Source organism: Larkinella punicea, from assembly GCF_003334855.1.
GTDB lineage: Bacteria > Bacteroidota > Bacteroidia > Cytophagales > Spirosomataceae > Larkinella > Larkinella punicea.
The window spans coordinates 336,833-360,072 of the sequence record NZ_QOWE01000004.1 but is presented as its reverse complement, the minus strand read 5'-3'; the positions used below and the strand labels follow the sequence as shown (position 1 = coordinate 360,072).

General features: G+C 54.5%; 14 protein-coding genes. 5 read left to right on the top strand and 9 right to left on the bottom strand.

The window, feature by feature from the left end; genetic code table 11:
- Nucleotides 1-66: 66 nt before the first annotated feature.
- From DUE52_RS06705 to DUE52_RS06695, 3 genes are read left to right on the top strand one after another with little or no spacing between them, the layout of a single operon-like run.
- Nucleotides 67-1,374, top strand: coding sequence for an esterase-like activity of phytase family protein (locus tag DUE52_RS06705; protein ID WP_114405198.1), 1,308 nt, complete (start codon nt 67-69; stop codon nt 1,372-1,374).
- A 23-nt stretch (nt 1,375-1,397) separates the two neighbouring features.
- Nucleotides 1,398-2,489 carry an alkaline phosphatase gene (locus DUE52_RS06700; RefSeq protein WP_222930256.1) on the top strand — a complete coding sequence of 364 codons (1,092 nt, stop codon included), beginning with the start codon at nt 1,398-1,400 and terminating at the stop codon, nt 2,487-2,489.
- On the top strand, nt 2,486-4,345 hold the full coding sequence (locus tag DUE52_RS06695; protein WP_114405197.1) for an alkaline phosphatase: 1,860 nt from the start codon (nt 2,486-2,488) through the stop codon (nt 4,343-4,345). The genes DUE52_RS06700 and DUE52_RS06695 overlap by 4 nt, the downstream gene beginning before the upstream one ends.
- A 78-nt stretch (nt 4,346-4,423) precedes the next feature.
- Here DUE52_RS06695 and DUE52_RS06690 read toward each other — a convergent pair whose 3' ends face one another.
- The 4 genes from DUE52_RS06690 to DUE52_RS06675 all read right to left on the bottom strand — a co-directional run bounded on the left by DUE52_RS06690 (nt 4,424) and on the right by DUE52_RS06675 (nt 12,157).
- Nucleotides 4,424-5,956: a RagB/SusD family nutrient uptake outer membrane protein gene (locus DUE52_RS06690; RefSeq protein WP_114405196.1), complete on the bottom strand. Its 1,533-nt coding sequence runs from the start codon at nt 5,954-5,956 to the stop codon at nt 4,424-4,426.
- Between the two features lie 19 nt (nt 5,957-5,975).
- Nucleotides 5,976-9,308 (bottom strand): SusC/RagA family TonB-linked outer membrane protein, encoded by a 3,333-nt coding sequence (locus DUE52_RS06685; RefSeq protein WP_114405195.1) that lies wholly within the window; start codon nt 9,306-9,308, stop codon nt 5,976-5,978.
- Between the two features lie 415 nt (nt 9,309-9,723).
- The gene (locus DUE52_RS06680; RefSeq protein WP_114405194.1) at nt 9,724-11,148 is read right to left on the bottom strand and encodes an arylsulfatase; all 1,425 of its coding nucleotides are present in this window, start codon (nt 11,146-11,148) and stop codon (nt 9,724-9,726) included.
- A 115-nt stretch (nt 11,149-11,263) separates the two neighbouring features.
- On the bottom strand, nt 11,264-12,157 hold the full coding sequence (locus tag DUE52_RS06675; RefSeq protein WP_114405193.1) for an NmrA family NAD(P)-binding protein: 894 nt from the start codon (nt 12,155-12,157) through the stop codon (nt 11,264-11,266).
- Nucleotides 12,158-12,303: 146 nt separating this feature from the next.
- Here DUE52_RS06675 and DUE52_RS06670 point away from each other — a divergent pair, with 146 nt between their 5' ends.
- Nucleotides 12,304-12,642 (top strand): winged helix-turn-helix transcriptional regulator, encoded by a 339-nt coding sequence (locus tag DUE52_RS06670; RefSeq protein ID WP_229312086.1) that lies wholly within the window; start codon nt 12,304-12,306, stop codon nt 12,640-12,642.
- A 43-nt stretch (nt 12,643-12,685) separates the two neighbouring features.
- Here the strand turns inward: DUE52_RS06670 and DUE52_RS06665 are convergent, their stop codons facing one another.
- From DUE52_RS06665 to DUE52_RS06650, 4 genes are all read right to left on the bottom strand, one after another.
- Entirely contained in the window at nt 12,686-15,328 is a 2,643-nt protein-coding gene (locus tag DUE52_RS06665; RefSeq protein WP_114405192.1) for a putative Ig domain-containing protein, read from the bottom strand.
- Between the two features lie 155 nt (nt 15,329-15,483).
- Nucleotides 15,484-16,770 (bottom strand): Hsp70 family protein, encoded by a 1,287-nt coding sequence (locus DUE52_RS06660; protein WP_114405191.1) that lies wholly within the window; start codon nt 16,768-16,770, stop codon nt 15,484-15,486.
- A gap of 339 nt (nt 16,771-17,109) precedes the next feature.
- A complete protein-coding gene (locus tag DUE52_RS06655; RefSeq protein ID WP_114405190.1) occupies nt 17,110-20,544 on the bottom strand; it encodes a PAS domain S-box protein in 3,435 nt (1,144 codons plus the stop codon).
- Nucleotides 20,545-20,574: 30 nt separating this feature from the next.
- On the bottom strand, nt 20,575-21,315 hold the full coding sequence (locus DUE52_RS06650) for a response regulator (RefSeq protein ID WP_114405189.1): 741 nt from the start codon (nt 21,313-21,315) through the stop codon (nt 20,575-20,577).
- Between the two features lie 442 nt (nt 21,316-21,757).
- Between DUE52_RS06650 and DUE52_RS06640 the strand changes: the two genes are divergently transcribed.
- A complete protein-coding gene (locus DUE52_RS06640) occupies nt 21,758-21,991 on the top strand; it encodes a hypothetical protein (RefSeq protein ID WP_114405187.1) in 234 nt (77 codons plus the stop codon).
- Nucleotides 21,992-22,120: 129 nt separating this feature from the next.
- On the opposite strand, the gene DUE52_RS06635 is transcribed toward DUE52_RS06640, so the two are convergent.
- Nucleotides 22,121-23,191: an alpha/beta hydrolase gene (locus DUE52_RS06635; RefSeq protein WP_114405186.1), complete on the bottom strand. Its 1,071-nt coding sequence runs from the start codon at nt 23,189-23,191 to the stop codon at nt 22,121-22,123.
- Nucleotides 23,192-23,240: the final 49 nt, after the last annotated feature.

Here is a 23,240-nt window from a genome sequence, read left to right as displayed (position 1 = left end):
ACCGGATCAAGCAGTACCATTTCAAATACAACCTGATCATTAATAAAACAACTTTTTTCTCTGAGTATGAACAAGTTATCTTTACCTGTTTCGGTCGCTACACTGCTGATTTTGGCGGGTGGATTCGTCGTTACCTCCTGCGATGACCATCGCATTCCGGCGGTTTTCTATCCGGCCTTCGCGGAAGCAACCGACCCCAAAGTTTTAGCGATTTCGCCCAACAATACGGTTATTTCCAACGGGGGTTTTGGCTCCGCAGTTGCCGCCGACCCGAATGATCCCAACGTATTTTATCTGTTGACTGACCGGGGGCCGAATGCCGCCGGATCACAGGCCAATTCCATAATTTTCGGGAAAGCTGATTTTACCCCCCAGATCGGTAAATTCCGGGTAGACGGCGGTAAATTGGTGCTGGAAGAGACTATTTTACTTAAAAATGCGGCAGGCCAGTTGCTGACGGGCCTGCCGAACCCCAGCGGGGAAGGAAGCACCGGCGAAACCGCCTTTGATCTGTTGGGTCAGTCCTTAAATCCGAGCGCAGACGGGCTGGATTCGGAAGGGTTGGTATTGGCTTCGGACGGCACTTTTTGGATCAGCGATGAGTACGGTCCGCACATTGTACATTTTGATGCGACCGGCAAAACCCTGGAACGCATCAATCCGTTTGGCACCGGAACTGGCGGACGCACCCTGCCGCTGGTGCTGGCCCGGCGTCGCCCGAACCGGGGTATGGAAGGACTCACGATGACCCCCGACGGCAAAACCCTGGTGGGGCTGATGCAATCGCCACTCTATAATCCGTCTGCAGTTTCCGGTTCAACGGTTATTCGGGTTCTGACCTTCGATATTGCTACGGGGGCCACGAAACAATTTGTTTACCTGATGGAAAATGCGAGCCTGACCGGGTGCAGTGAAGTGGCCGCGATCACGAACACGACGTTTCTGGCACTGGAGCGGGATGGTGATTACGGCGGTAATCCGGCCAAACCCGCAACGTTCAAACGGATCTACAAATTTGATCTGGCGGGGGCCACGGACATTTCCGATCCGGCCAACGGGATTGGAGGAAAACTGTTTAGCGGGATGACGGTCGAACAACTGAAAGATAAGGCGGGCTTGCAGACGGCCGGCATCGTACCGGTTACGAAAACGCTGGTCCTGGATCTGTTGACGGGAATTTCACCGGTTTATCCGCACGACAAAGCCGAAGGCGTGGCCTTGCTGGGAACAAACGTGCTGGCCATTTCCAACGACGATGATTTTGGGGTGGTCGACAACGGACAGAATGGCTTCACCACCAAGATTTTACCGGCTACGGGCAAAGCTGATTTGAACCGGATTTACTTCGTAACGTTAGCAAACCCTTTGAAATAAGAGCGTACATTTCACAACAACCGATGAAAGTTCTTTTCTTTTTTATCGTTGGGCTGATGCCGGTTTTACCAGCATCAGCCCAACAAACACCCGGTACAAAACAACCCAAGAACATCATTCTGATGGTTGGTGACGGGATGGGAACGGCCCAGATTTTTGCCGGGTTAACGGCCAACAAAGGCACGCTGAATCTGGCTCGCTGCACGGCCATAGGATTTCAGAAAACGCAGGCTGCCGACGCTTTTGTCACCGACTCCGGCGCGGGAGCTACGGCGTTTGCCATTGGGAAAAAGGCCAAAAATGGCGCCATTGGTGTCGATGCGTTGGAAAAACCGCATCCAACCCTGCTGGAAACCGCCCAAAAGAATGGACTCGGCACGGGCATCGTCGTCACCTGCTCGATCACCCACGCTACACCGGCATCCTTCTATGCCCACGTGCCCTCACGCTCACAGAACGAAGACATTGCCGCACAGTTGCTAACGAGCGGTGTTGATGTGTTTGTGGGGGGCGGGCAAAAGTACTTCGATGCGCGGGCTGATGGCCGAAATCTGGTAGAAGCCTTCAAAACCAAAGGGTATCAGGTTGCTGATTCAACGGCGGACCTGGACCAATTCAAGTCGGGAAAACTGGCCGTTTTTACCGCCAAAGGAGAGCCTCGTTCCCTGTCAGAAGGCCGGGGGGATGTCTTGCTTAACGGAACGCAAACGGCGATTCGGTTGCTGGACCAATCGAAGAAAGGATTTTTTATGTTGATCGAAGGTTCGCAAATCGACTGGGGCGGTCATGCCAATAAGACCAGTTACATCATCAGCGAAATGCTGGATTTCGACAAAACCGTCGGCGCTGTTCTGGATTTTGCGGAGAAAGACGGCAACACGCTGGTGGTGATCACGGCAGATCACGAAACGGGTGGTTTGGCCATTACGGATGGCGACATGCAGGCCGGTCAGGCCGAAGGTAAGTATGTTACCAAAGGGCATACGGGCATCATGGTGCCGGTTTTCGCCTACGGGCCGGGCGCAGAAGCCTTTATCGGCATTTACGAAAACACGGCCATTTTTGATAAAATAACGGCGGCTTACGCACCCGGTTTTCCTGCATCCCGGAAATGAAGTTGAAACACGCACTGCTTATCGTTATTCTGGCCAGTTTCATGCCCGTTCGTTCCGCCCTTGCCCAACCGAATGGCCTCTACACGACGGCCCAGGCGCATTCGCACAATGATTACGAGCAATCGATTCCTTTCTGGCAGGCCTACCACCAACAATTCGGTTCAATAGAAGTTGATGTTCACGCCAAGAACGGCGTCCTCTACGTGGCCCACGATGAGACGGACATCGACCCCGCCCGAACCCTGGATGCGCTGTATATTCAGCCCCTGGTTCAGCAGGTGAAAACCGGTCAGGGGAAGATTGAGCCAAAAACAGCCCGCCCGCTGCAACTCCTGATCGATCTCAAAACCCCGGCTCGCCAGACGCTGCCGCTGCTGGTTCAGATGCTGGCGGCTTATCCAAACGTGTTCGGCTCCGGGGCTTCGGTACAGGTTGTGGTGAGCGGCAACGTGCCGGAACCGGAGGACTTCAAAACCTATCCGGATTGGCTGCTTTTCGACGGACGTCCTGAAATAACGTACTCGCCGGACCAATTGAAACACATTGGCTTAATCAGCCAGTCGTTTCTGACCTATACCCGCTGGAATGGTAAGGGGTTGATCGTCAGCTCTGAACGGAAAAAGCTGAACGAAGTGATCCGGAAAACCCACCAGCAAGGCAAAAAGCTGCGGCTTTGGGCAACGCCCGACAACATCAACACCTGGAAAACGCTGATCAATCTGGGCGTCGATTACATCAATACCGACCACATTACGGAACTGGCCAATTTTCTCAACAGCCGCCCGACCGCTGAATACCGCAATAAAACCGTTCACGCCGTCTACCAGCCGACGTACCGGCAAAACGACGCGCTCAGCCGGGTAAAAAACGTGATTCTGCTCATTGGCGACGGCATGGGACTGGCCCAGATCTACGCCGGGATAACCGCCAATCAGGGGCAGTTGAATTTGACGCAGGTGCTGAATCTGGGTTTTTCTAAAACCAGTGCCGCAGATACCTACATTACGGATTCGGCCGCCGGAGCAACGGCGATGGCAACGGGTGAAAAAACCAACAACCGGGCCATTGGGGTAGACTCGACGGGAAAAGCCCGTCCGGCCATACCGGCTCTCATCAAACCCTGGAATATGGTCAGTGGATTGATCAGTGCCGGGAGCGTGACGGATGCCACCCCAGCCGCTTTCTATGGGCACCAGCCCGACCGGTCTTTCGAACGGGAAATTGCGGCTGATTTCCTGCAAAATCCGGTTCAGATTCTGATTGGGGGCGGCTATCGATTTTTCAACGAGGAGAAGGTGCTGGATACCCTCCGGCAGCGGGGGTATGCGGTAGCGGATCGATTCGGCAAACTGGCGCAGTTGAAAGCGCCTTTTGTGTTGCTGGACGATGAATCAGTCGTTTCCGTCGGCCAGGGCCGGAAGGATTTTCTGACCACGAGCCTGCGCAAAACCCTGGCTGAGTTAAGCCCCAACCCCGCCGGATTTTTTGTCATGGCCGAAGGCGCGCAGATCGATTACGGGGGCCACGCGAATGATGTCCGGTATGTGGTTCAGGAAATGCTGGATTTTGATCAGGCCGTCGGCGAAGCCCTGAAGTTTGCCGACCAGAACGGGGAAACGCTGGTGATTGTCACCGCTGATCATGAAACCGGGGGGCTGACCCTGCTCGATGGCGATCTGAAACGCGGGTACGTGGATGGACATTTCAGCACCAATGACCATTCGGGCGTGATGGTGCCGGTTTTTGCGTATGGCCCGCATTCGCTGGACTTTCGGGGCGTCTACGAAAATACCGCCATTCACCATAAGATTATGGCGGTTTTGGGCCGCTATCGGAATACGCAAAAGACCAAATAATTCTTCCGGCGGTTAACAAAAAAAAGAGGAGTCACCACCCGGATGACTCCTCTTTTGCATTCGTGCCGGTTTGGCGGATCAATACCCCGGATTCTGGTACATTTTTTCCGGATTTAACTTGTTCTCATCGAAAGGAATCGGGTAGTAATAATCCTTGGTTCCGAAGTTGGACAGTTTCGCCACCCCAAAGTCGGCCTGCGACTTGGCGCGAATGTACGTAACCAGTTCGGCAGGGGTGAAAAACCGCAGGAGATCAAACCAGCGGTGGTTTTCGAACGCCAGTTCCACGCGCCGTTCGTGCAGAATGGCCAGTTTAAGCGTCGGGAATTTGCTGCTGTAGGCGGCATTGGTTCTGGCGACCTCGTATTTCGGCATCCCGGCCCGCTCCCGAACCTGGTCCAGCAATGAAACCGCCGAGGCTTCGTCGCCCAGGTACAGATTGACCTCCGCCAGCATCAGCATCACATCGGCATACCGGATCAGAATCCAGTCGTTGCCGCCGTAGCCGTTCGTTCCGGCGGCTGCGCTCGCATCCCGGTATTTGGTGATGAAGTAATCTTTCACCGTGGCGGCATTGGCGAATTTGATCGAAAAATCTTTCCGCAAATCCGTTTCCTCGTATTCCTTCACCAGATCGGGCGTCACATTACCGCCGATACCCGTATTGTTTCGCAGCGAGTTGATGGTTTCGCCCTGAGCCTGGTTGTTGGCGGCAATGCTCGACGAATAGTTGATATCGCCCTGTTTGTTGACAATCTGGAAAATGATTTCCGGGTTCGTCGATTTCTTGGCTACATCGAACACATCGGCATACGGGATTTCCTTCAAGGCTCCAAACGTCCGTTTCGTGTAGGCACTGGTCAGGTTCGTTTTGGCGGCATTCAGGTTGGCCGTGCGGTTGGCGGCATCCAGCGTGGTTGCCATCGTCAGATACACCTGCCCCAGCAGGGCATATCCGGCCACTTTCGATACCCGGCCCTTGGATGCCAGCGGCTGATGATCGGGCAGTGGGCTGGTGGTGACTTCGGTCAGGTCGGCCACGATTTGTTCGTACACCTTTTCCTTCTTTTCGCGGAAGGTGCTGGCCGTCACGTCATCCGCCGTCGTCAGCGGTTTGGTCACCAGTGGCACATCACCCCATTTGCGAACCAGGTGGAAATAAATCAACGCCCGAATAAATTTCGCTTCGGCACTGTACTGCGCCTTGGTTTCGGGCTTGCTGAAAGCCACGGTTTCGATCCCCGACAGCACCTGATTGGTTCGGGTAATGCACTGATACAGCGCCAGCCAGTGCGTTTTCAGGTTCGTATTGGAAGGCAGAAGCGAAAAATCATTGAACTGAAACGGTTCGCCCGCGTTCGATTGGTTGTCGTTTCGCCCGGTATTGTCGGAGCGTTCTTCGGAAAATAAGCCACTGCCTTCGCCAATCGAATTGGAGCTGCGGAGCGATTGATAGGCCCCGTTCAGCGCAACGAATACGTCATTTTCCGTTTTGAAATAGTCGGACGTCGCCACGGAATTGGGGTCGGTCTGAACCAGAAAATCATCTTTGCAGGACGCCAGCGGAAGCAGCGCCAGCAGGCAAAGGGCTGAAATGTGTTTATAAGTCATCGTGAATGTCATGTAAGAATTAGAAAGTCAGTTTGGCACCCAGGTTATAGCCACGGGCCAGCGGATACATACCGTAGTCGACGCCGGGCGTCAGGTTGGCTCCGTTGTTGTAGTCCACTTCAGGGTTGTAGCCCTTGTATTTGGTAATGGTAAAGGCGTTGTTGACGTTGGCGTAAACCCGCAGCCCGCCGACTTTGATTTTAGCGAGCCATTGCGCCGGGAGATTGTAGCCCAGCGTGATGTTCGTGCAGCGGAAGAAGGAGCCGTTTTGCAGATAAAAACTCGAAAGCCGGGTGCTGTTGCTCTGCGTGCCACCCCGCGCGGCCCGGTATACGCTGCCGTCGCCCGGCTGCGATTCCGAACGGTAGCGATCCGTTACGCTCACATACTGATTGCCGGACGCTTCCATGTTGTAGACGTAATAATCCTGTCCGTCGAGCACCTGATTCCCCTTCGAACCGTTGAACGATGCGTTCAGATCCAGGGCTTTGTAACTGGCCGACAGCGACGCCCCGTAGATGAATTTGGGATAGGGGCTGCCAATGACCCGCTTGTCGGCATCGGTCACCACGCCATCGCCGTTGACATCTTCGAAAATCAGATCACCCGGTTTCAGCGGGTTGCTGGAAGCCGTCGAGCGCGCGGGACCTTTCAGGACGTAACCGGCGGGAAAGGATTGGGTGGCGGAGTTGTAAACCGCGTTGTCGGCCGCCAGATTCTCCATATCTTTTTCCCGAACCATGCCCACCACCTTGAAACCGTAGAACATGCCGACTGGCTGGCCTTCCTGCGTGATGTGGGTCAGATACGACCGCTCGGCACCATTGGTGATGATCGTGCTGGCACCCCCCATGTCCAGGACTTTGTTGCGGTTGACGGAAATGTTACCGCTCAGGTTCAGCTTGAAATCCGGCGTTGCAATCACGCGGCCATCCAGTTGCAGTTCAACACCCCGGTTGCGGATTTTGGAATCGGCCAGGTTGGTCAGAATGGTCGAAGACCCCGAAACCGCCGAAATCGGCTGGTTGAACAACAGGTTGTAGGAGTTACTGATGTAGTAGTTGGCAATCACGAACAGGCGGTTGTTGAGCAAACCCGCATCCAGCCCGATGTTATACTGCGAAGTCGATTCCCAGCCCAGCCGCTGATCTTTGATGGCGCCTGCCCACAGGGCCGTCTGAATGGTTCCGTTGCCGAAAACCGCCCCGCCCGGCGACGACATCACCTGCTGGTAGTTGTAATTCCCGATGTTGTAGTTTCCGGTCAGACCCCAACTGGCGCGCAGTTTGAGCGAAGACGCCTGTCCCAGCCAGTCGTGGTAAAACGGTTCGTTCGAGATGTTCCAGCCGCCGGAAAGGGAAGGGAAATTTCCCCAGCGATTCAGGGGGCCAAACCGCGACGAACCATCGCGCCGGAAAGCCGCCGTCAAAAAGTATTTTTCGCCGTAATGGTATTCAGCCCGGGCCAGGTACGACAACAGCGATTCTTCGACTTTGCGAGTGCCTGAATTCAGGAAAAAGTTGCTCGGATCGGCTCCTTTGGCCGTAATCTCCTGAATGAGATCATTCTGAAAACCCTGCGACGATACACTGATCAAATCACTTTTCTGCCGCTGGGCCGTATACCCCGCCAGCAGATTCAGCCCGTGTTGACCCCACTGCTTGCTGTAATTGAGGGTGAATTCGGCCAGCACATCGGTGGTCGACAGCGTTTGGGCGGTGGCCTTCGCTGCCGCCAGTGCTTGTGGTGAATACGGCGGGTTGTTGCCGCTGCTCAGGCTCGTGGGCAGGTAATACTCGTATTTCTCGTTGTAGGTTTGCAGACCCACATTGGCCTTGGCCGCCAAACCGGGAATGATTTCGTAGGTCATCGTTCCGTTGTAGGTACCGCGCATGCCCCGGCGGGTGATGTTGGTCTCCAGCGCGAGTGCCACCGGATTTTCGATGGTCTGGTAACCATACAGGGGTTGCTGCGATGCCATTTCATTTTTAATCAGATTCCCGTTGTCGTCGCGGGGCCGGAAAATCGGTGCATAAATGAGCGCACCCAGAATCGAACCCTGGTTGAAACGGCCTTCCTGCGCTTCGCGGTTGTTCGTAGACGTCAAAAAAATACTGGCACCCACTTTCAGCTTTGGGCTTACATCAGCGTCCACATTGGCCCGCAGGTTCACCCGTTCCTGTTTGGTGGCCACGATGATGCCTTGCTGGTTTTGATACCCGCCACTGAGCAGATACCGCAGCCCATTGCTGCCGCCCGAAAACGTCAGGTTGTGCCGCGACATGGGCGCATTGCGATACAGTTCGTCCTGCCAGTCGGTATTGTATTTCGGCTGGATCATCGTTTGCGTTGCAAAATTGTAGAGATCGGCGGGTATACTAACCGAATTGGCATTATTGACTTTGGCAATCCGGGTGGCATTGTCGTCGGAATACATACCGTCGTTCCAGGGCTTGCCGGCATTTAGCGTCAAATCGCGATACGTTCCGTTGCGGGCGTCTATCAACAGTTGGGTAAACTGTTCGGCGTTCAGCAGTTTCACTTTTTTAGCCAGTTGATTGATGCCGTACTGGTATTCATATTCCAGCCGACCTTTGCCTTCCTTGCCGCGTTTGGTCGTAATCAAAACCACACCCCCCGACGCCCGCGAACCGTAAATAGCCGCCGAGGCCGCATCTTTCAACACGTCGATCGATTCGATGTCGTTCGGGTTGATAAACACGTCATTCCCCGCCGGATAGCCGTCGATGACGTACAGCGGGTCCGAACTGGCATTGATCGAGCCAATACCGCGCACCCGGATTTTAGTGCCCACGTAAGGTGCCCCGCTCACCTGGTTGACCTGAACACCCGCCAGCTTTCCGACCAGCGCCTGCCCCAGCGACGGAGCCGAGAGGTTCAATTCTTTGGCTTTCACGTTGGCAATGGAGCCCGTCACATCGCTTTTTCGCATGGTCGAATACCCGACAGCCACCACTTCGTTCAGTTGGTTGACATCCTCTTTCAGCCGGATTGTCAGGGTTGTCTGGTTGCCAATCGCCACTTCCTGCGAAGCAAAACCGATGGACGAAACCACCAGGGTTGCCCCAGCATTGACGTCGAGCGTAAACTGGCCGCTGGCGTCGGTCGCTGTTCCTTTCTGGGTTTGCTTTTCCACAATGCTGACGCCCGGCAGCGGCTGATTGGCCTCATCGGTGACGGTTCCCGTAATTCTGACGAGCAGCCGGGCGGTTTTTGCCTTGTTCCGCCGGTCGTCGGCATACGATACCGACCGGGTGACTAGTCCGGTCGCCAGGGCCAGCAGGAGCAGGCAGCGGAAATACCGGACAAAACGATTTTTGTAGTGATTCATTTCGATACGTTTTAAGCAGGTTGTATGGTGACTTGATTCGGGAAATGCGAATGGGAGAATTTACCAGGTGAGGGGCGTGAAATGCTAAAAGAAGAAGGCTACAGAGCGTCACTAAAAGTCCTGTTTTCATACACCGAGGGTCAATGCGTTAGGGGATAGCCGTTGACCTACAGAAGCAAACAAAAACCGTCGTAGTCGTAGAAAAAGGAAGGAAATCAAGGGTAGCACTCGCTTCGTCACCGGCTGGTAAATTCACCGCAAAAGAAGCGTTTACAGATGTGTTGAGGATTACCGCTGTTTTATGGAATTGTTACGATTGGCGCGTTCGGAATCCCGGAAACGATTCCGGTTTCTCGGGAAGGGATTTAAGAAAGAAAATAGGTAAATATCGAATTTTAAATTCTGTAGAATCGGCTTACCGCCCTGCACTACCGAACGGGAATAAAGCCGAGGGCGTATGGGATTCCGTCATCAATCGCCCTAGTTCGGTGGCTTTCGCGGGGTGTTTGGCCGCCAGATTGGTGGTTTCGGCCGGGTCTTTCGCCAGGTCATAGAGTTCGACAGGCTGGGTGGTGTTCCCGGCGGCATTAAGTCGAACTGCCTTCCAGTTGCCCTGCCGAACGGCCTGTTTGCCACCCTGTTCGTGAAATTCCCAATAGAGAAAGGCGTGTTTTTTCTGAGTGCCTTTTCCCGTCAGAGCCGGAACGAACGAAATCCCGTCGATGCCCGCGGGGGCCTTTGTTCCGGCCAGTTCGGCAAAGGTGGGCAGCAAATCCCAGAAGGCGCCCACGTGCTCATTTTGGGTGCCGGGTTTGATGGTGCCGGACCAGCGGGCAATCATCGGCTCCCGGATGCCGCCTTCGTAGAGGTCGCGTTTGAAACCGCGAAAACCGCCCCCGCTGTTGAAGAAAACCGGGTCGGCACCCCCTTCGCGGTGCGGGCCGTTGTCGCTGGAAAAAATAATGAGCGTGTTCTGATCCAGTCCTTTTTCTTTCAAGGTCGCCAGAAGCTGACCCACGTACAAATCGAGCCGGGTGACCATCGCTGCGAACGTAGCCCGGGGATATTCCTGCGAGGCATAGCCGCCGACATTGGCATTCGGCCCATAATCGGCTCCTGTGTACGGTTTTTCGGCAAACTTTCCTTTGTAATACTGGAAAATGCTGTCGTTGGGAACCAGCAGTTCGGCGTGGGGGAGGGTATACGGCAGGAAGAGGAAAAATGGCTTTTTCGGGTCGTTGTTTTTGACGAAGCCCAGGGCTTGTTGCTGAATCAGATCAGGGCCGTATTGGCTGGTTTTCAACAGGTTCTCGTTTTCGGCCAGAACGATTTTCTGGCTGTTGTCCCAGAGGTGATTCGGATAATACCGGTGCGCCAGGCTCTGGCAGTTGTAGCCGTAGAAGCGGTCGAAACCCTGTTGGTTGGGGTCGCCTTCGGAACCGACCGGTCCCAGACCCCATTTGCCAAAAGCCGCCGTGGTGTAACCCGCTTTCTTCAGAATTTCCGCCATCGTCACCACCGAATCGGCCAGGGGTTGCTGGCCTTCGGGGTCAACGCCTTTGTTGCCCCGGATGTAGGTATGCCCGGTGTGGTGGCCCGTCATGAGCGACGAACGGGAGGGCGCGCAAACCGACGTTCCCGCGTAAAACTGCGTAAACCGCACCCCTTCGGCCGCCAGCCGGTCTATGTTCGGGGTTTTGATCAGCTTCTGACCGTTGATGCCCAGATCGCCGTAGCCCAGGTCGTCGGCCAGAATGAAGATGATGTTGGGACGGGTTTGGGCCGTGACAAAAGCAGGCAGGGAGAACAGCAGCAAAAAGGAAACAAGCAGGGTACGCATGATCGAACGGTTAGTCGGCTTCTTCCTCCTAAAATCGATTCGACGTAAATCCTACTCACAATCCGGCATTTTGTGCGCAATCAACCGGATCATGAGCAGGATTTTTCGCTTCAACTTAGTTCGTCTGGTAGGCGGCTACCAGTTCGTTGCGGGCAAAGTCTTCGAGGGTCGTGGGCGTGGTGTTGTCGGCGTTGCGTTCAAAACCGCCCATCAGGCCGCCGTCGTTAACGCGCTGGCAGAATTCCACGTAGTTATCGGCCATACTGGGTGTCATACCCGACTGAATCATGCCCGCCCGCGCCTGATCGTAGGGGAAAGCGGTCCAGACTAAATCCGGTTTTCCGAGGGCCTGGCCCACAATCTGCGCCACTTCGTCGAAGGTGAGGTCACGCGGTCCGGCGACAAACCGGACGGTTTTTCCTTCGAAATCCAATGCCAGCAACTGGCGGGCGGCCACGGCGGCAATGTCGTCGGTGTGAACCAGCGCCAGCGGTTTATCGCCTTCGATGGGAAAACCCGCCAGCAAACCCGTTGCTTTCAGTAAACCGATGCTGCTGAAGAGGTTCTGGAAAAAGAAACCCGCCCGCAGATGAACGACCCGCAGATCTTCCACCGCATTGAGTTGGTTTTCCAGATAGGTCATACCCTGAATGACCCCGTTCTGGTCGGGCAAATGCGCCCCGAAGCTGCTCAGACTGACCGCGTAGGGAACCTGATTGACCCGAATGGCGGCTGTCAGGGCGTCGGCGACCCGTTTTTGGTACCCCGTAAAATCGGGCGTTGTAAAATTGGGGGGAATGATGGCGTAAACCGCCGTAGCACCCCGAAAAGCTTCGATCAGAAAATCCGGGTCTTCCAGACTTCCGATGGCCGCCTGGGCACCGCTGTCGATGAGTTCTTTCAAATGTTCGGCTGACCGAACGATAACCCTGACCGGTTTTCCGGCTTCCAAAAGTTGCCGGGCAATGGGTGTGCCGGTATGGCCACTGGCTCCTGTGATGACGTACATAGCACTTAAGTTGATTACTTTTTTAGAAATATATCTTGCCAAAGCTAGATCCAATAGTTTATATTTGTCAAGTAATCACTTTAATGTTTCTTAGTATCAAAATGGAGACTATAATTGATAATGAGGTACTTGAAAAAATAAATAGTTTGGAAGATTTAGCGGCTTACGGATTGACGAAGTGTCCGGTGACCCTCACCAGCCTGATTATTGGCGGAAAATGGAAACCGGTTATTATTTACAATGTGTCGAGGGGGATCAACCGATTCGGCGAAATGCAGCGCGCCATGCCCGGTATCAGCAAGAAAATGCTGACGCAGGAGCTGCGGGATTTGGAGCGAAACGGAATCCTGAACCGGAAAATCTACGCCGAAATTCCGCCCCGGGTCGAATACAGTCTGACGGAACAGGGAAATGCCACCCTGCCGGTTTTGCAGTCGATGGTGGACTGGGGAAAAGCGTATGCAAAGACGCTGGGATTGCACTAAGGCGGTTTTCGTCCGACACGAAAACCGCCCCGACCGGGTGAATTTACGGTTTGAGCACTTTCATTGTCGCGCTTCGTGACCCGCTGGTGGCCCGCAGGAACAGCAGCTCTGCGGGTTGATGACCGAGGAACAACGTTTTTTGTTCTACTTTTGCGGCTGCTTCTACCGCCCAATCGGCCACGGCCCGGCCGTTTGCATCCGTCAATTGCAACCGCAGGGGTTGTCCTTCCGCGCCCCGGACTTCCACCCCGAGCGTCGGGCCGAAAACCGGGTTGCCTAACACGATCATTTCCAGATTTTCGGGTTGTTCGGCCCCCTTCCGGACGGGCAGGGGGCAGTTCAGGAGTTTCCCCGAGTTTTTCAATACAAACGTGCTGCCCTGCACCCGCGCCGAAATCAGATGCGGACCGGTTCCTTTCAGCGTGACCGGAACCTCAAATCGGTAGGCATGCGCCCCGTTGCCTTTTCCGGCATTCTTCAAATCATCCCGGTAGATGTTGGCGACGGTGCTGCCCCAGACCGTGTCGTCGGTGTAGAACTCCACCGTCACCGGCGTGTTGGGTTTGTTGCGATCCCACACCCAGCCCCGGATCGTACCGCATTCGACTTTGTCCAGATAACCGTCGAAACTCCCTGTTACCGTGGTGGTTGACGCGGGATTGACGGTTAAAACAAAGCTCACACTGTTGGTGGAACCGGGCTCATCCGTGGCCGAATACGTCAGCAGGAAACTCCCCGGTTCGGTGGGCGTCCCGCTGATCATCCGGTTTGCCGAACCCAGACTCAAACCCGCCGGTAAACCGCTGAGGGCATACGTCAGGGTGCTGCCTTCGGGGTCGGTGAAAGCGGGAAGGGTAGCCGAGAAGGGGACGTCTTCCTGCGCCGTCAGGGGCGCAATCAGCACCGTAGGCAAGGGAGGGACAGGGGGCTGGTTGCCCACCGGTTCGGCGCTGTTCTGGCAGATGAGTGCCTTGGGCGAATTTTTGAGAACAAAACCGCTGCCCGTCACCCGGGCCGACAGGAGGTGGGGCAGGTTGTCTTTGAGCGATTCGGGGAGGACATACCGAAAAGCGTGTTGGCCATTGCCTTTGCCCGCGTCGAGCAGATCCTGGCGAAAATCGCCCGCAGGCAGTGTTGCAATCACCGCATCGCCATCCAGGATGTCAACAGAAACGACGGTATTGATCTTGTCGCGATCCCAGGCCCAGCCCCGGAAGCTCTCGCAGTCGGCTCCGTAAATATAACCGTCGAAACTGCCGCTCACCGGCGTCGGCAATTCTCCCTGAAATTCAAAAGCGCCCTGATCGATGGGGCCGCTGTTGTAGAAACGGGCGTTCCCGGCCAGGTCCGTGGTACCACTGCTTGTGGTGGTGCTGGTGGGATCTCCGGCGTTGATGGCGGGGGAGCCGGGCGTGAGTTGCAGGTCGGTTTCGCTAACAAAAGGCAGGACTGCGGTGGTCAGGTTGTTGGCTCCGCCGTAGCCCGTTACTTCCGTATCGAACAGGCTGTAGGTACCGGTGATGGTGGAACCGTTTGAATTGAAGAAGGTTTGAGAACCACCGTTGTTCCAGATGATGCAGTTTTTAAAAGTAGTCCCACCGCCGGTTTGGTACGCGATTCCTCCGCCCAGGGTTGCCGAGTTGCCCGAAAAGCTGCAATTGGTGAAAAGCTGGATCGAATAATTAACGGATATGCCTCCGCGTGAGGCCGAATTGCCAACAAAGCTGCAATTCGTTACGGTCGGGCTGCCGCCATCGTTGGCCAGTACGCCACTGTTGCCGGTGGAGGTATTGTTGGTAAATTGGCACTGGGTGATCACCGGGCTGCAGGTGCCTCCGGCATTGGTTCCGTTAAAAAGGCTCCCGCCGTTTCCGGCACTATTCAGGGTAAAACTACAGTGGGTCAGCTTGGGGCGGCATTGGCTGCCCAGGTCGGCATAGTTGTACATCGCCCCGCCCGGCCCGTCCGAGATGCCCGCCGTATTGCTCATAAAATGGCAATCGATGAATTCCGGGCTGCAGGTGCCGCCCGAATTGGCCAGATTATGCACCGCTCCGCCCGATTTGGCGGTATTTTCAACAAAGAAACAGTGACGAACTGTGGGGCTGGCGTTGAGATTCGCCATTCCTCCGCCAACCCTATGAACGTCTTCAACGGCATGATCGGCATTCCCTGCTGTAATCACAAAACCGTCGAGCACCGCGCTGGTGGTCAGCGACCCGGTCGAATTGCTGACGACGTGGTAGGAATTGTCGGTGTTGCCAGCTCCCCCGATTTCCCCGCTGAGGGTAGTGCTGGAAGGCGAGGAAAGGTTGAGGGCGGGGCGCTCGCTCAACAGATTTTCGTCGCCTTCAAAACCGCCATACACTGCGACGTGGTTTCGCATGGAAAAACTGATGGTGCGGTCGGCGGTGCCGGTGGGTTTGTAGAGACCAGCCGCTACCCAGACCTGAACGTCCACATTGCCGTTGGACTGGGAATAGGTGCTGGCGGCTTCGATGGCGGTCTGGAGCTGGGTGCCGTCGAAGGCGTTGGCCCACGAAGAACCGTCTTTGGTAACGGCTCCACCGCCCGGCGTAACGTAATAGATCTCCTGGCTGTAAACCGTCAGGCTGGTCAGGAACAGGAAGCCCAGCAACAGCCGTTGGCCCTGATTCGGTCGGAAAATACGTAGAAAAGTTTTCATCAAAACGAAGGTTGAACGGGGTGAGGATATACACCTTAAAATTCCACCTTTTTTTGATAAATACCTGATAATGTACCGACTACTATTGACCGTTCGATAAAAACCGGGTCTTGTCCAAAAGAGATCACTAATCCGGATTAACGCAACTCAGCAGGTTAGACCGATGCGATTTGGCGGGTCGAATTCCGGCCGAATTTACTCTGGCTGTCGTAGGCCAGCCCCAGTCCAACGCTGGAGAGTTTGTTTTCGTCGGCGATGGCCGCATTCGGAAAAAGCCGCTTGAATTCGGCTTGAATCAGCGGTACTTCGGTGGAGCCGCCGGTCAGAATGACCAGGTCGATGTCCTGTTGCCGCACCCCGGCATTCTGCAAACATTCCGTGGCCGAAGCCACAATTTTTTCAACCTCGCCGAAAATGGCCGTTTCAAACAGCGTCCGCCGGATCGGAATCACGAAATCCGTTTCCACGAAATCGAAGGGCGTGGCGTATTCGGCCTGGTCCGTCAGGGCAATTTTGGCCCCTTCGGTAGCCGCCAGAACGGCATGGCCGGTTTCGTTTTCGAGAACACTCAGGAGCCGTTTATACCGCTTTTTGTCGTGCGACTGGAACAGCAACTGCCGGGTTTGCATGATGAGTTTGGGCGTATAGAGGAAGTTGACCTTGCTCCATTCGGCCAGGTCGTGAAACGGTTTCAGCGGAACTTCCAGTTGTTTATCGCCATAGCGGCTCCGGTAACCCAGTTCGGGCATGATGGCGGCCAGGCTCAGGTCTTTGTCGAAATCGTTGCCTCCGACCCGCACCCCGGTATTGGCTAAAATGTCCGACGACCGATCCGTTTTCCGGACGGATTGACGGGATAACCGGATCACCGTAAAATCGGAGGTTCCACCGCCCAGATCGGCCACGATCGCCAGCTTTTCGCCGGTCAGTTGGGCTTCATGGGCAAAGGCTGCCGCGATGGGTTCAAACTGGAATTCGACGGTTTTGAAGCCAATTCGCAACGCAATTTCTCTCAGTTCGGCCTGCGCCTGGGCATCCGATTCGGGCGAGTTGTCGACAAAATGAACGGGTCGGCCCATCACCACATTCTCAATTTCCTGACCCGCCACGGCATCCGCTTTTTCCTTCATCTTTTTCAGAAAAGACGCGATGATGCCGGAGAAATTCATGGTAGTGCCGTTCACGACGGTGCCGTGTTTCATCAGGGGCGTTCCCAAAACCCGTTTCAGACTCCGCATGAACCGGCCCTGCTGGCGGTCGAAAAACAGATTAACGGCGGTTCGGCCATAAAACGCCTTGTTGTCGGCGCGCTGGAAGAAAATAGCACTCGGAATGGTTACGTGCGTCTGTTCAACCGGTACCAGGCTGATTTCGCCGTCGTTGGCAAGGGCAATGCTGGAGTTGGACGTACCAAAGTCGATTCCGCAAGAGAGTGTTGTCATCCCGGTTTTAGCTCAAAATGTAGCGTACAAAAGCCTGTCACCATCAGGAAAAAAGCCTGACCGAAGCAGGAAAGCACGGCTGTGATTGGATAAAGGGGCGCAAAGGTACGAGTAAACTTTTTGAAATTCCCGCAAACGATGATTTTTATGGAGCGGTTTTCTGTATTACGACCCGGAAAGGAAGCCCGCAGGGCTGGCATCTGGATCACCCCGGATGCAATCCAGGGGTGAGGATAGGGATTAGGGATAGACCCGGGGTTATCCACGCGCCAGTCCTGCGGACTTTTTTTGCGTGATTCCAGCGTTGCAAAAGGGATGGAAATCTACGAAAAGCTACAGTTAAAAAGCTGAGTCGCTGATCGAAGCCACTTCTGCGACTTTCGGGAGACTGGCCGACGCCGACGGTTCATTCAGCGCTTTTGTCAGGGTGACGGTGACGGTTGTTCCGTTGTTTTCCTCGCTCTGAATGTCCAGATGTCCCCCGTGTATTTCCACAAACTGGCGGGTGATGACCAGGCCCAGGCCGGTTCCCTGAATGCCGGCGGTGTTGCTGGCCCGGAAGAAGCCCTGGAAAAGCATCGAAAGATCTTTGGCCGGTATGCCGATGCCGCGGTCGATTACCTGCAAAACCAGGCTGTCTTTTCTGAACTGAATGCGCAGATGCGGATCGTCTTTTGAAAATTTAAAGGCATTCGACAACAGATTGACAATCACATGGTTCATCAGTTTTTCGTCCAGATACGCCGGATACGGTGTTCCCTCGACCAGCACCTGGACGGCCCGCTCATCGCTTCGCTGCCGAAAATGGGTGGCAATGATGTCCATACAAACCGCGGTGACATCGACCCACCGGGGCTTGAAACTGACTTTTCCAGCCTCGATGGAACCGATGGTCAGCAGATCGCTGAGCAGTTCACTCACGCGTTCGACCTCTTTTTCGATCACCCTCAAATACTTCCGGATGGCGGAGTGAGTGGTGGTTGCCGGACTGTCCAGGTAAAGCCGGACCAGATCGACGCTGGATTGAATGGTGGTCAGGGGCGTTCGAAATTCATGCGAGGCCGTGCTGACAAACTGCGACTTGAGTTGATTCAGTTCCTGCTCCCGTTCCAGGGATTTCAGCAGCACGATCTCTTTTTCTTTCTGGCTGGAGATGTCGTTGACGATGCCAATGTAGCGTACCGGAATGCCCCGGTTGTCTTTCATGACGAAGGTCCGAACGTGAAGCCAGCGGATTTCCTGGTGGTTGCCCAGCACCCGACACTGGAGCGTCACTTCCTGGCCCTGCCGGTATTTTTTAAATTCGGCTTTGACCAGTGCCCGGTCTTCTTCCAGAATGGTATTCAGAAACGAAGTCGTGTGGGGCGACGAACTGCCAAATACACGTTCATACGCCGGATTGATGTACAGCAATTGGAACGGTTCAACGGAATGAATCCAGAAAACCTCATCGACATTTTCGGCAATTTCCCGAAACCGCTGTTCACTTTCCCGGAGGGCTTCTTCGGCCAGTTTTCGCTCCGTAACGTCCCAGGCGATGCCGATGGCCCGGATCGGATGGCCCTGGTGATCTCGGACCACCAGCCCGTCCTGTTCCAGATACATGATGGTCCCATCCGGTTTTATAATCCGGCAGACGTTCGAGAAACGATCGTCCCGGGTATTCTGGTGTTTTCCGTGCCGGGTTCCTTCCAGAAAAGCGGGCAGATCGTCCGGATGAACCATCTGAATGAATTTCTGAAAAGTCCAGTCGGTCCGGCCTGGTTTCATTCCGAAAATCGTCCAGAGGTGATCATCCCAGATCAACCGGTTATTGACCAGGTCGTCCTCCCAGATTCCCTGGCCGGCGGCCTGCGTCGCCAACTGGAGCCGCTGGTTGAGGTTTCGTAACTGGGTTTCGGCGGCTTTTAGCGCCGAAATGTCGGTGCAGATGCCCACGTAGCCCACCACCGTACCATCCTGCTCCTTTAAAGTAGTGGTGACGAGCAGAATCGGTACCTGTCGGCCATCTTTTCCGACGGCAATGCATTCCTGGTACGAATAGTCCTTGTTCTTTAGCGCCACCTGAAAGAGATCGGCCGGGGCACAGTCCGAATCTTTCAACTCGTAGGTAATAAAGGGGAGGGGGTTGTCGGGCGGGCCGGGGTAGATCTTCGGAACCCGCCCAATGAGTTCATGGCTTTGATAGCCCAGTAATTTTTCGGCAGCCTGGTTCGCCGTCTGAACAACCCCGTTGATGTCGGTAGAGACGATGGCCTGACCGGCGTGTTGCAGCACCGCCTGATGCAGGGCCGACAACTGCCCGATCTCCCGGGTACGTTCTTCCACCCGCTGTTCGAGGTGTTCGTTCTGTTGTTTCAGTTCTTTATCAGCCAGTTGCTGATTCAGCACAAATGCCAACTGGCTCGCTACTTCCTGGGCAATCTGCAGGTGTTCTTCCGTGAAAAAATGAGGAACCGTCGACACGAGGGTGAACGCGCCGATGCATACCTGACGGCGGTAGAGCGGAAGGATTACCAGCGAGCGGAAACCCCGTTCGTACAGGTCAAGTCCCGGCGGAAAACCGTCGTCGTCAGGTTGCAAATCGGGAAGGTACTGAACGTGGCTCGACTGCCGGAGCATATCCATGATAAAATGGCTTGAAAAAGCCAGACCGGGGGTTACTTCCAGCACGCCCTCGGCCAGCCGGTATTCGGCCACGGCCAGGCCTGTGGTTTCATGGAAACGAAAAATGGTTAGCCGTTCACAGGGGACGAGTGCATTGATGTGATGCAGGGCGGTCAGCAGAGGTGACTGTTCGATCGGCTGGTGGCTCAGGAGCGCCTGGTCGATCGTGTGGAGACCCTGTAGCCGCTGATTCGCCCGGCGAATGGCCGACTCCTGCTGCTGACGGTGCCGGGCATTTACGATGAGGGTACTGAACGTCTGGAGCAAATGAACGTCGTTTTGGTCCCAGACTTTGGGTTTATCAATGGCGTAAAAACCGATGAAACCCTGTGTTTTGTCATCCAGAACCAGGGGGACTGCAATCATCGACCGAATGGCAACGGAATCGAAAATGGCTTTTTCTTCTGCTGCCTCGGGAGGCAGTTTGTCGGTGGTCAACTGGATTACGTGCCGGTTTTCTAAGCGGGCGTAGAGCCAGGCGAAAACGGCTCGCGGCAAATTTTGAAATCGGTGGCTGCTGGACGTAATGCCCGGTCCGCACCATTCGTGCGAACAGCTCCCCCGCTGCTGATCGTCTGAATACCGGAAAATCGCGGCCCGGTCGGCACCGTTAAAACGACTGATCTGTTCCAGCGCGTCGGTGATGCAGGCATCGAGTTCAAAGCCGTCGAGGGTGATGAACTGACTCGAAATCGCCGAAATGATGGATTCCATGGACAGCCGTCGCTGGAGTTCCTGTTCGGCGGTTTTTTGCTCCGTAATATCCTGAACTTCAGCGAGAAACTGGTCTTCAATGGGCGTGAGGGTAACGTGGACCCAAACGTCCAGATCTTTGTTTTGATAGTGTTCATCCAGTTGTTGCGGGCGCCCCGACTGGAGAAACGACACCAGACGCTCCAGCCGCCGGTGGACATCGGCCGTTGGCCAGCAACTGCTGACGGTTTTTCCGGTTAGGTCCTCGACCGGAAGCCCGGCTATCTGGGCGAAAGCGGTATTGACCAGGCGACAACGAAAATCAGTGATGGTTTGCTGTTCGTTGCGAATCGGCTCCAGAATGGCCACGCCCTGCTGCGAACGATTGAACCAGTATTGTAAAAGCTTTTCCACATCAGACCGGGTTTAGGAGGGGCGGGCAGGCTATTCGGCCAGCCACTTTTTAAACGAATTATACCGCGCTCTGGGCAGAATGGCTTCCTGGTTTTGGCCATCGATCTGCAAAAACAGGCAGTATTTGCCATTTTCCCAATACGCGTATTTCTGGACGGTTTTCCGATGAATAATGCTGTTTCGATTGGCTCTGAAAAAAAGGCTCGGGTCCAGTTCAGTCGCTAACTTCTCAAAAGGGACATGAATTTGGAACGTGCCCAGCAGGTGTCGTACAAAATTCTTTTTGTTCCGGATAAAAAAATACAGACAGTCCTCAGTTTGGAGCACCATGTGGCCCCGCTCATCGTGCCCCTGAATGGTTTTTATAAATAGAGTCGGCTGGGGAGCTTTTTGTTTCTGTTGCTGCCGTTTGAGCCGGCTCTCGATGGCGGCCACCAGTTCTTTCATCCCAAAAGGTTTGGCAAGGTAGTCATCCGCGCCCAGCGTCATGCCCCGGCGCAGGTCGGCCATGTCGGCTTTTGCGGTCAGAAAAATAAACGGAACATGGGCTAAGGTCGGGTTGGTACGGATCGATTCCAGAACCTTGTAACCATCCAGTTTTGGCATCATAATATCGCACAGAATTACATCCGGGGGCTGTAGAATGGCCTCGGCGATGCCTCCCTGGCCGTTGGCAGCGGCAGTCACTTCATAGCCCCGCATGACCAGCATTTCCTGTAAATTTTTCCGGATTTGTGCTTCATCTTCGATGACCAATACGTGAATCGGCATTTTCAAACGGGTTACATTTCAAAATAGGCTCAGAGAAATCGTAATTTTTAGGTTTGAATCCGCGGCACTACCGGGATGAAAAAGGCAGGATTGCGCTTGACGATCAAACGATTGGCTTATCAATTCTGGATAAAAAGCGTAGAATAGTGTTTCAATGATAAGTTTTTCGTACCATTTCTCCAACTTTTTAACCGCATCTTTGTGTCTGTTTGCAATAAACGGTAACATGGCTTTTTAAGCCGTATCGTTCGATCTCACATACTTTACCCACGCAGTTTTTGCCTGAATCAATGAAAGACGAATCGTTATCGCCCGATGCCGCAGCGAAACGGTCGATGGCCTGAACATCACAACGCTAAGGAAGTGACGCGATGCCATCGCCGGGTTTTTTCGAACAAACTAACCCGCAAGCGGTTCTTTTCGAAAGAACAATCTTTAACGTATGAAAACAAAATCATGGATCTGGGGGCTTTCGCTGGCCCTGCTCACGGCCACCACACAACTGGCCTGTGACTCCAAAACCGAAAATAAAGCCGAGAAAGTCGGTGACGAATACAAGGATGTGATTGAGGCCCAGCAGGAAGGCGACAGCAGCGATGTTCAGGAAGAACAGGCTGAACTGGATTCGGCCCGTCAGGATTACCGGGAACTGAAAAAGGATTCGACGCAAAAATAAAAGACGGGCTGCGAAGCGGTTTCCGGTTTTGGATAGGAACGCGGCCGGGTCGCCGATGCGATGGAACGGATCAAAAACGGATTTTAATCTGCGCTAATCCGTTCCATCCGTCTAATCCGCGTTCCTATTCTAACGACGCTTCGGTTGCTCGAACGATAGATTCGTCGAAAAGAACTGCAACACTTTGGTTCCGATGCGTTCGCCAATCCGGTTGATGTGGTCACCCTCGTACTCTTCGTAGGTGTGCTTGATCTGGTAATCATTCAGAACGCCGTCCAGCACTTTGTTGTTGGCGGCAATGCTGACGTCTTTCGAGCCGGCATCGAAGGCAATGGCGTGCAGCTTTTTCAGGTTCGAAATCGACTGATCGATTCCGGAAAGCGCGGCATTGGCCGCCAGTTTCGCCAGAATGCCCGGCTGGGGCTGCCCGTCTTTCACCGGCAAGTCGAGGTAAAAAGGCGGTTTGGTCGGGTTAGGAGCCCAGGCCGCAGCCGTTGAAAAGGCCGCCTTGGTGCCAAAATCGGCTTTCTCCAGTTCTTCCATGCTTTTGATGGCTTCCATCCGGCCCGCAGCCGCTTCGTTCCGGTTTGGGGAGAGGTTGGCGCTCATACAGCAGGGACTCAGCAGGTAGATGCTGGAAAAAATCTCCGGGTATTTCTGACCGATCCGCATGGTGCCGTAACCACCCATCGAATGTCCGCTTAATCCACGGCTGGCGGCAGTTGGGATAGTCCGGTAATGGCTGTCGATGTAGCCCACCAGTTCCTTCGCCACGTAGTCTTCCCAGTTGCCGGTGGTGACTGAATTGGAGTAAAAACTGCCAAAAAACCTGGTGTAGGCATTGGGTGTGACAATGATCATTTCGCGCACGGCGGGGTCGGCAAAGGCCTTATCGACTACTTCCGGCAGGTTGATCCAGTGTTTGGTAAAACCGTACCACTGGGCGTCATTATCCGTAAAACCGTGCAGGAGATACAATACCGGATACCGGCGGTTTTTGTCGGTTTTGTAACTGGGTGGCAAATAAACCGACACATCGCGGTCGGGCGAATCGCCGGAAAGATTACCTTCCAGGCCTTTGCCGTGAACTTTGATGCGTTCGGCGGTGCCTTTTTTGGTAGCGACGGACTGGCTGGTAGCCGAAAAGGCGATGCAGACGGCGAACAGGATCGCAAGGGCGGAAACTGGTGACGTTTTCATGAACGGTTCAGGAATGCTTTTTCCAGCAACTTACCGATAAGTTGAACAA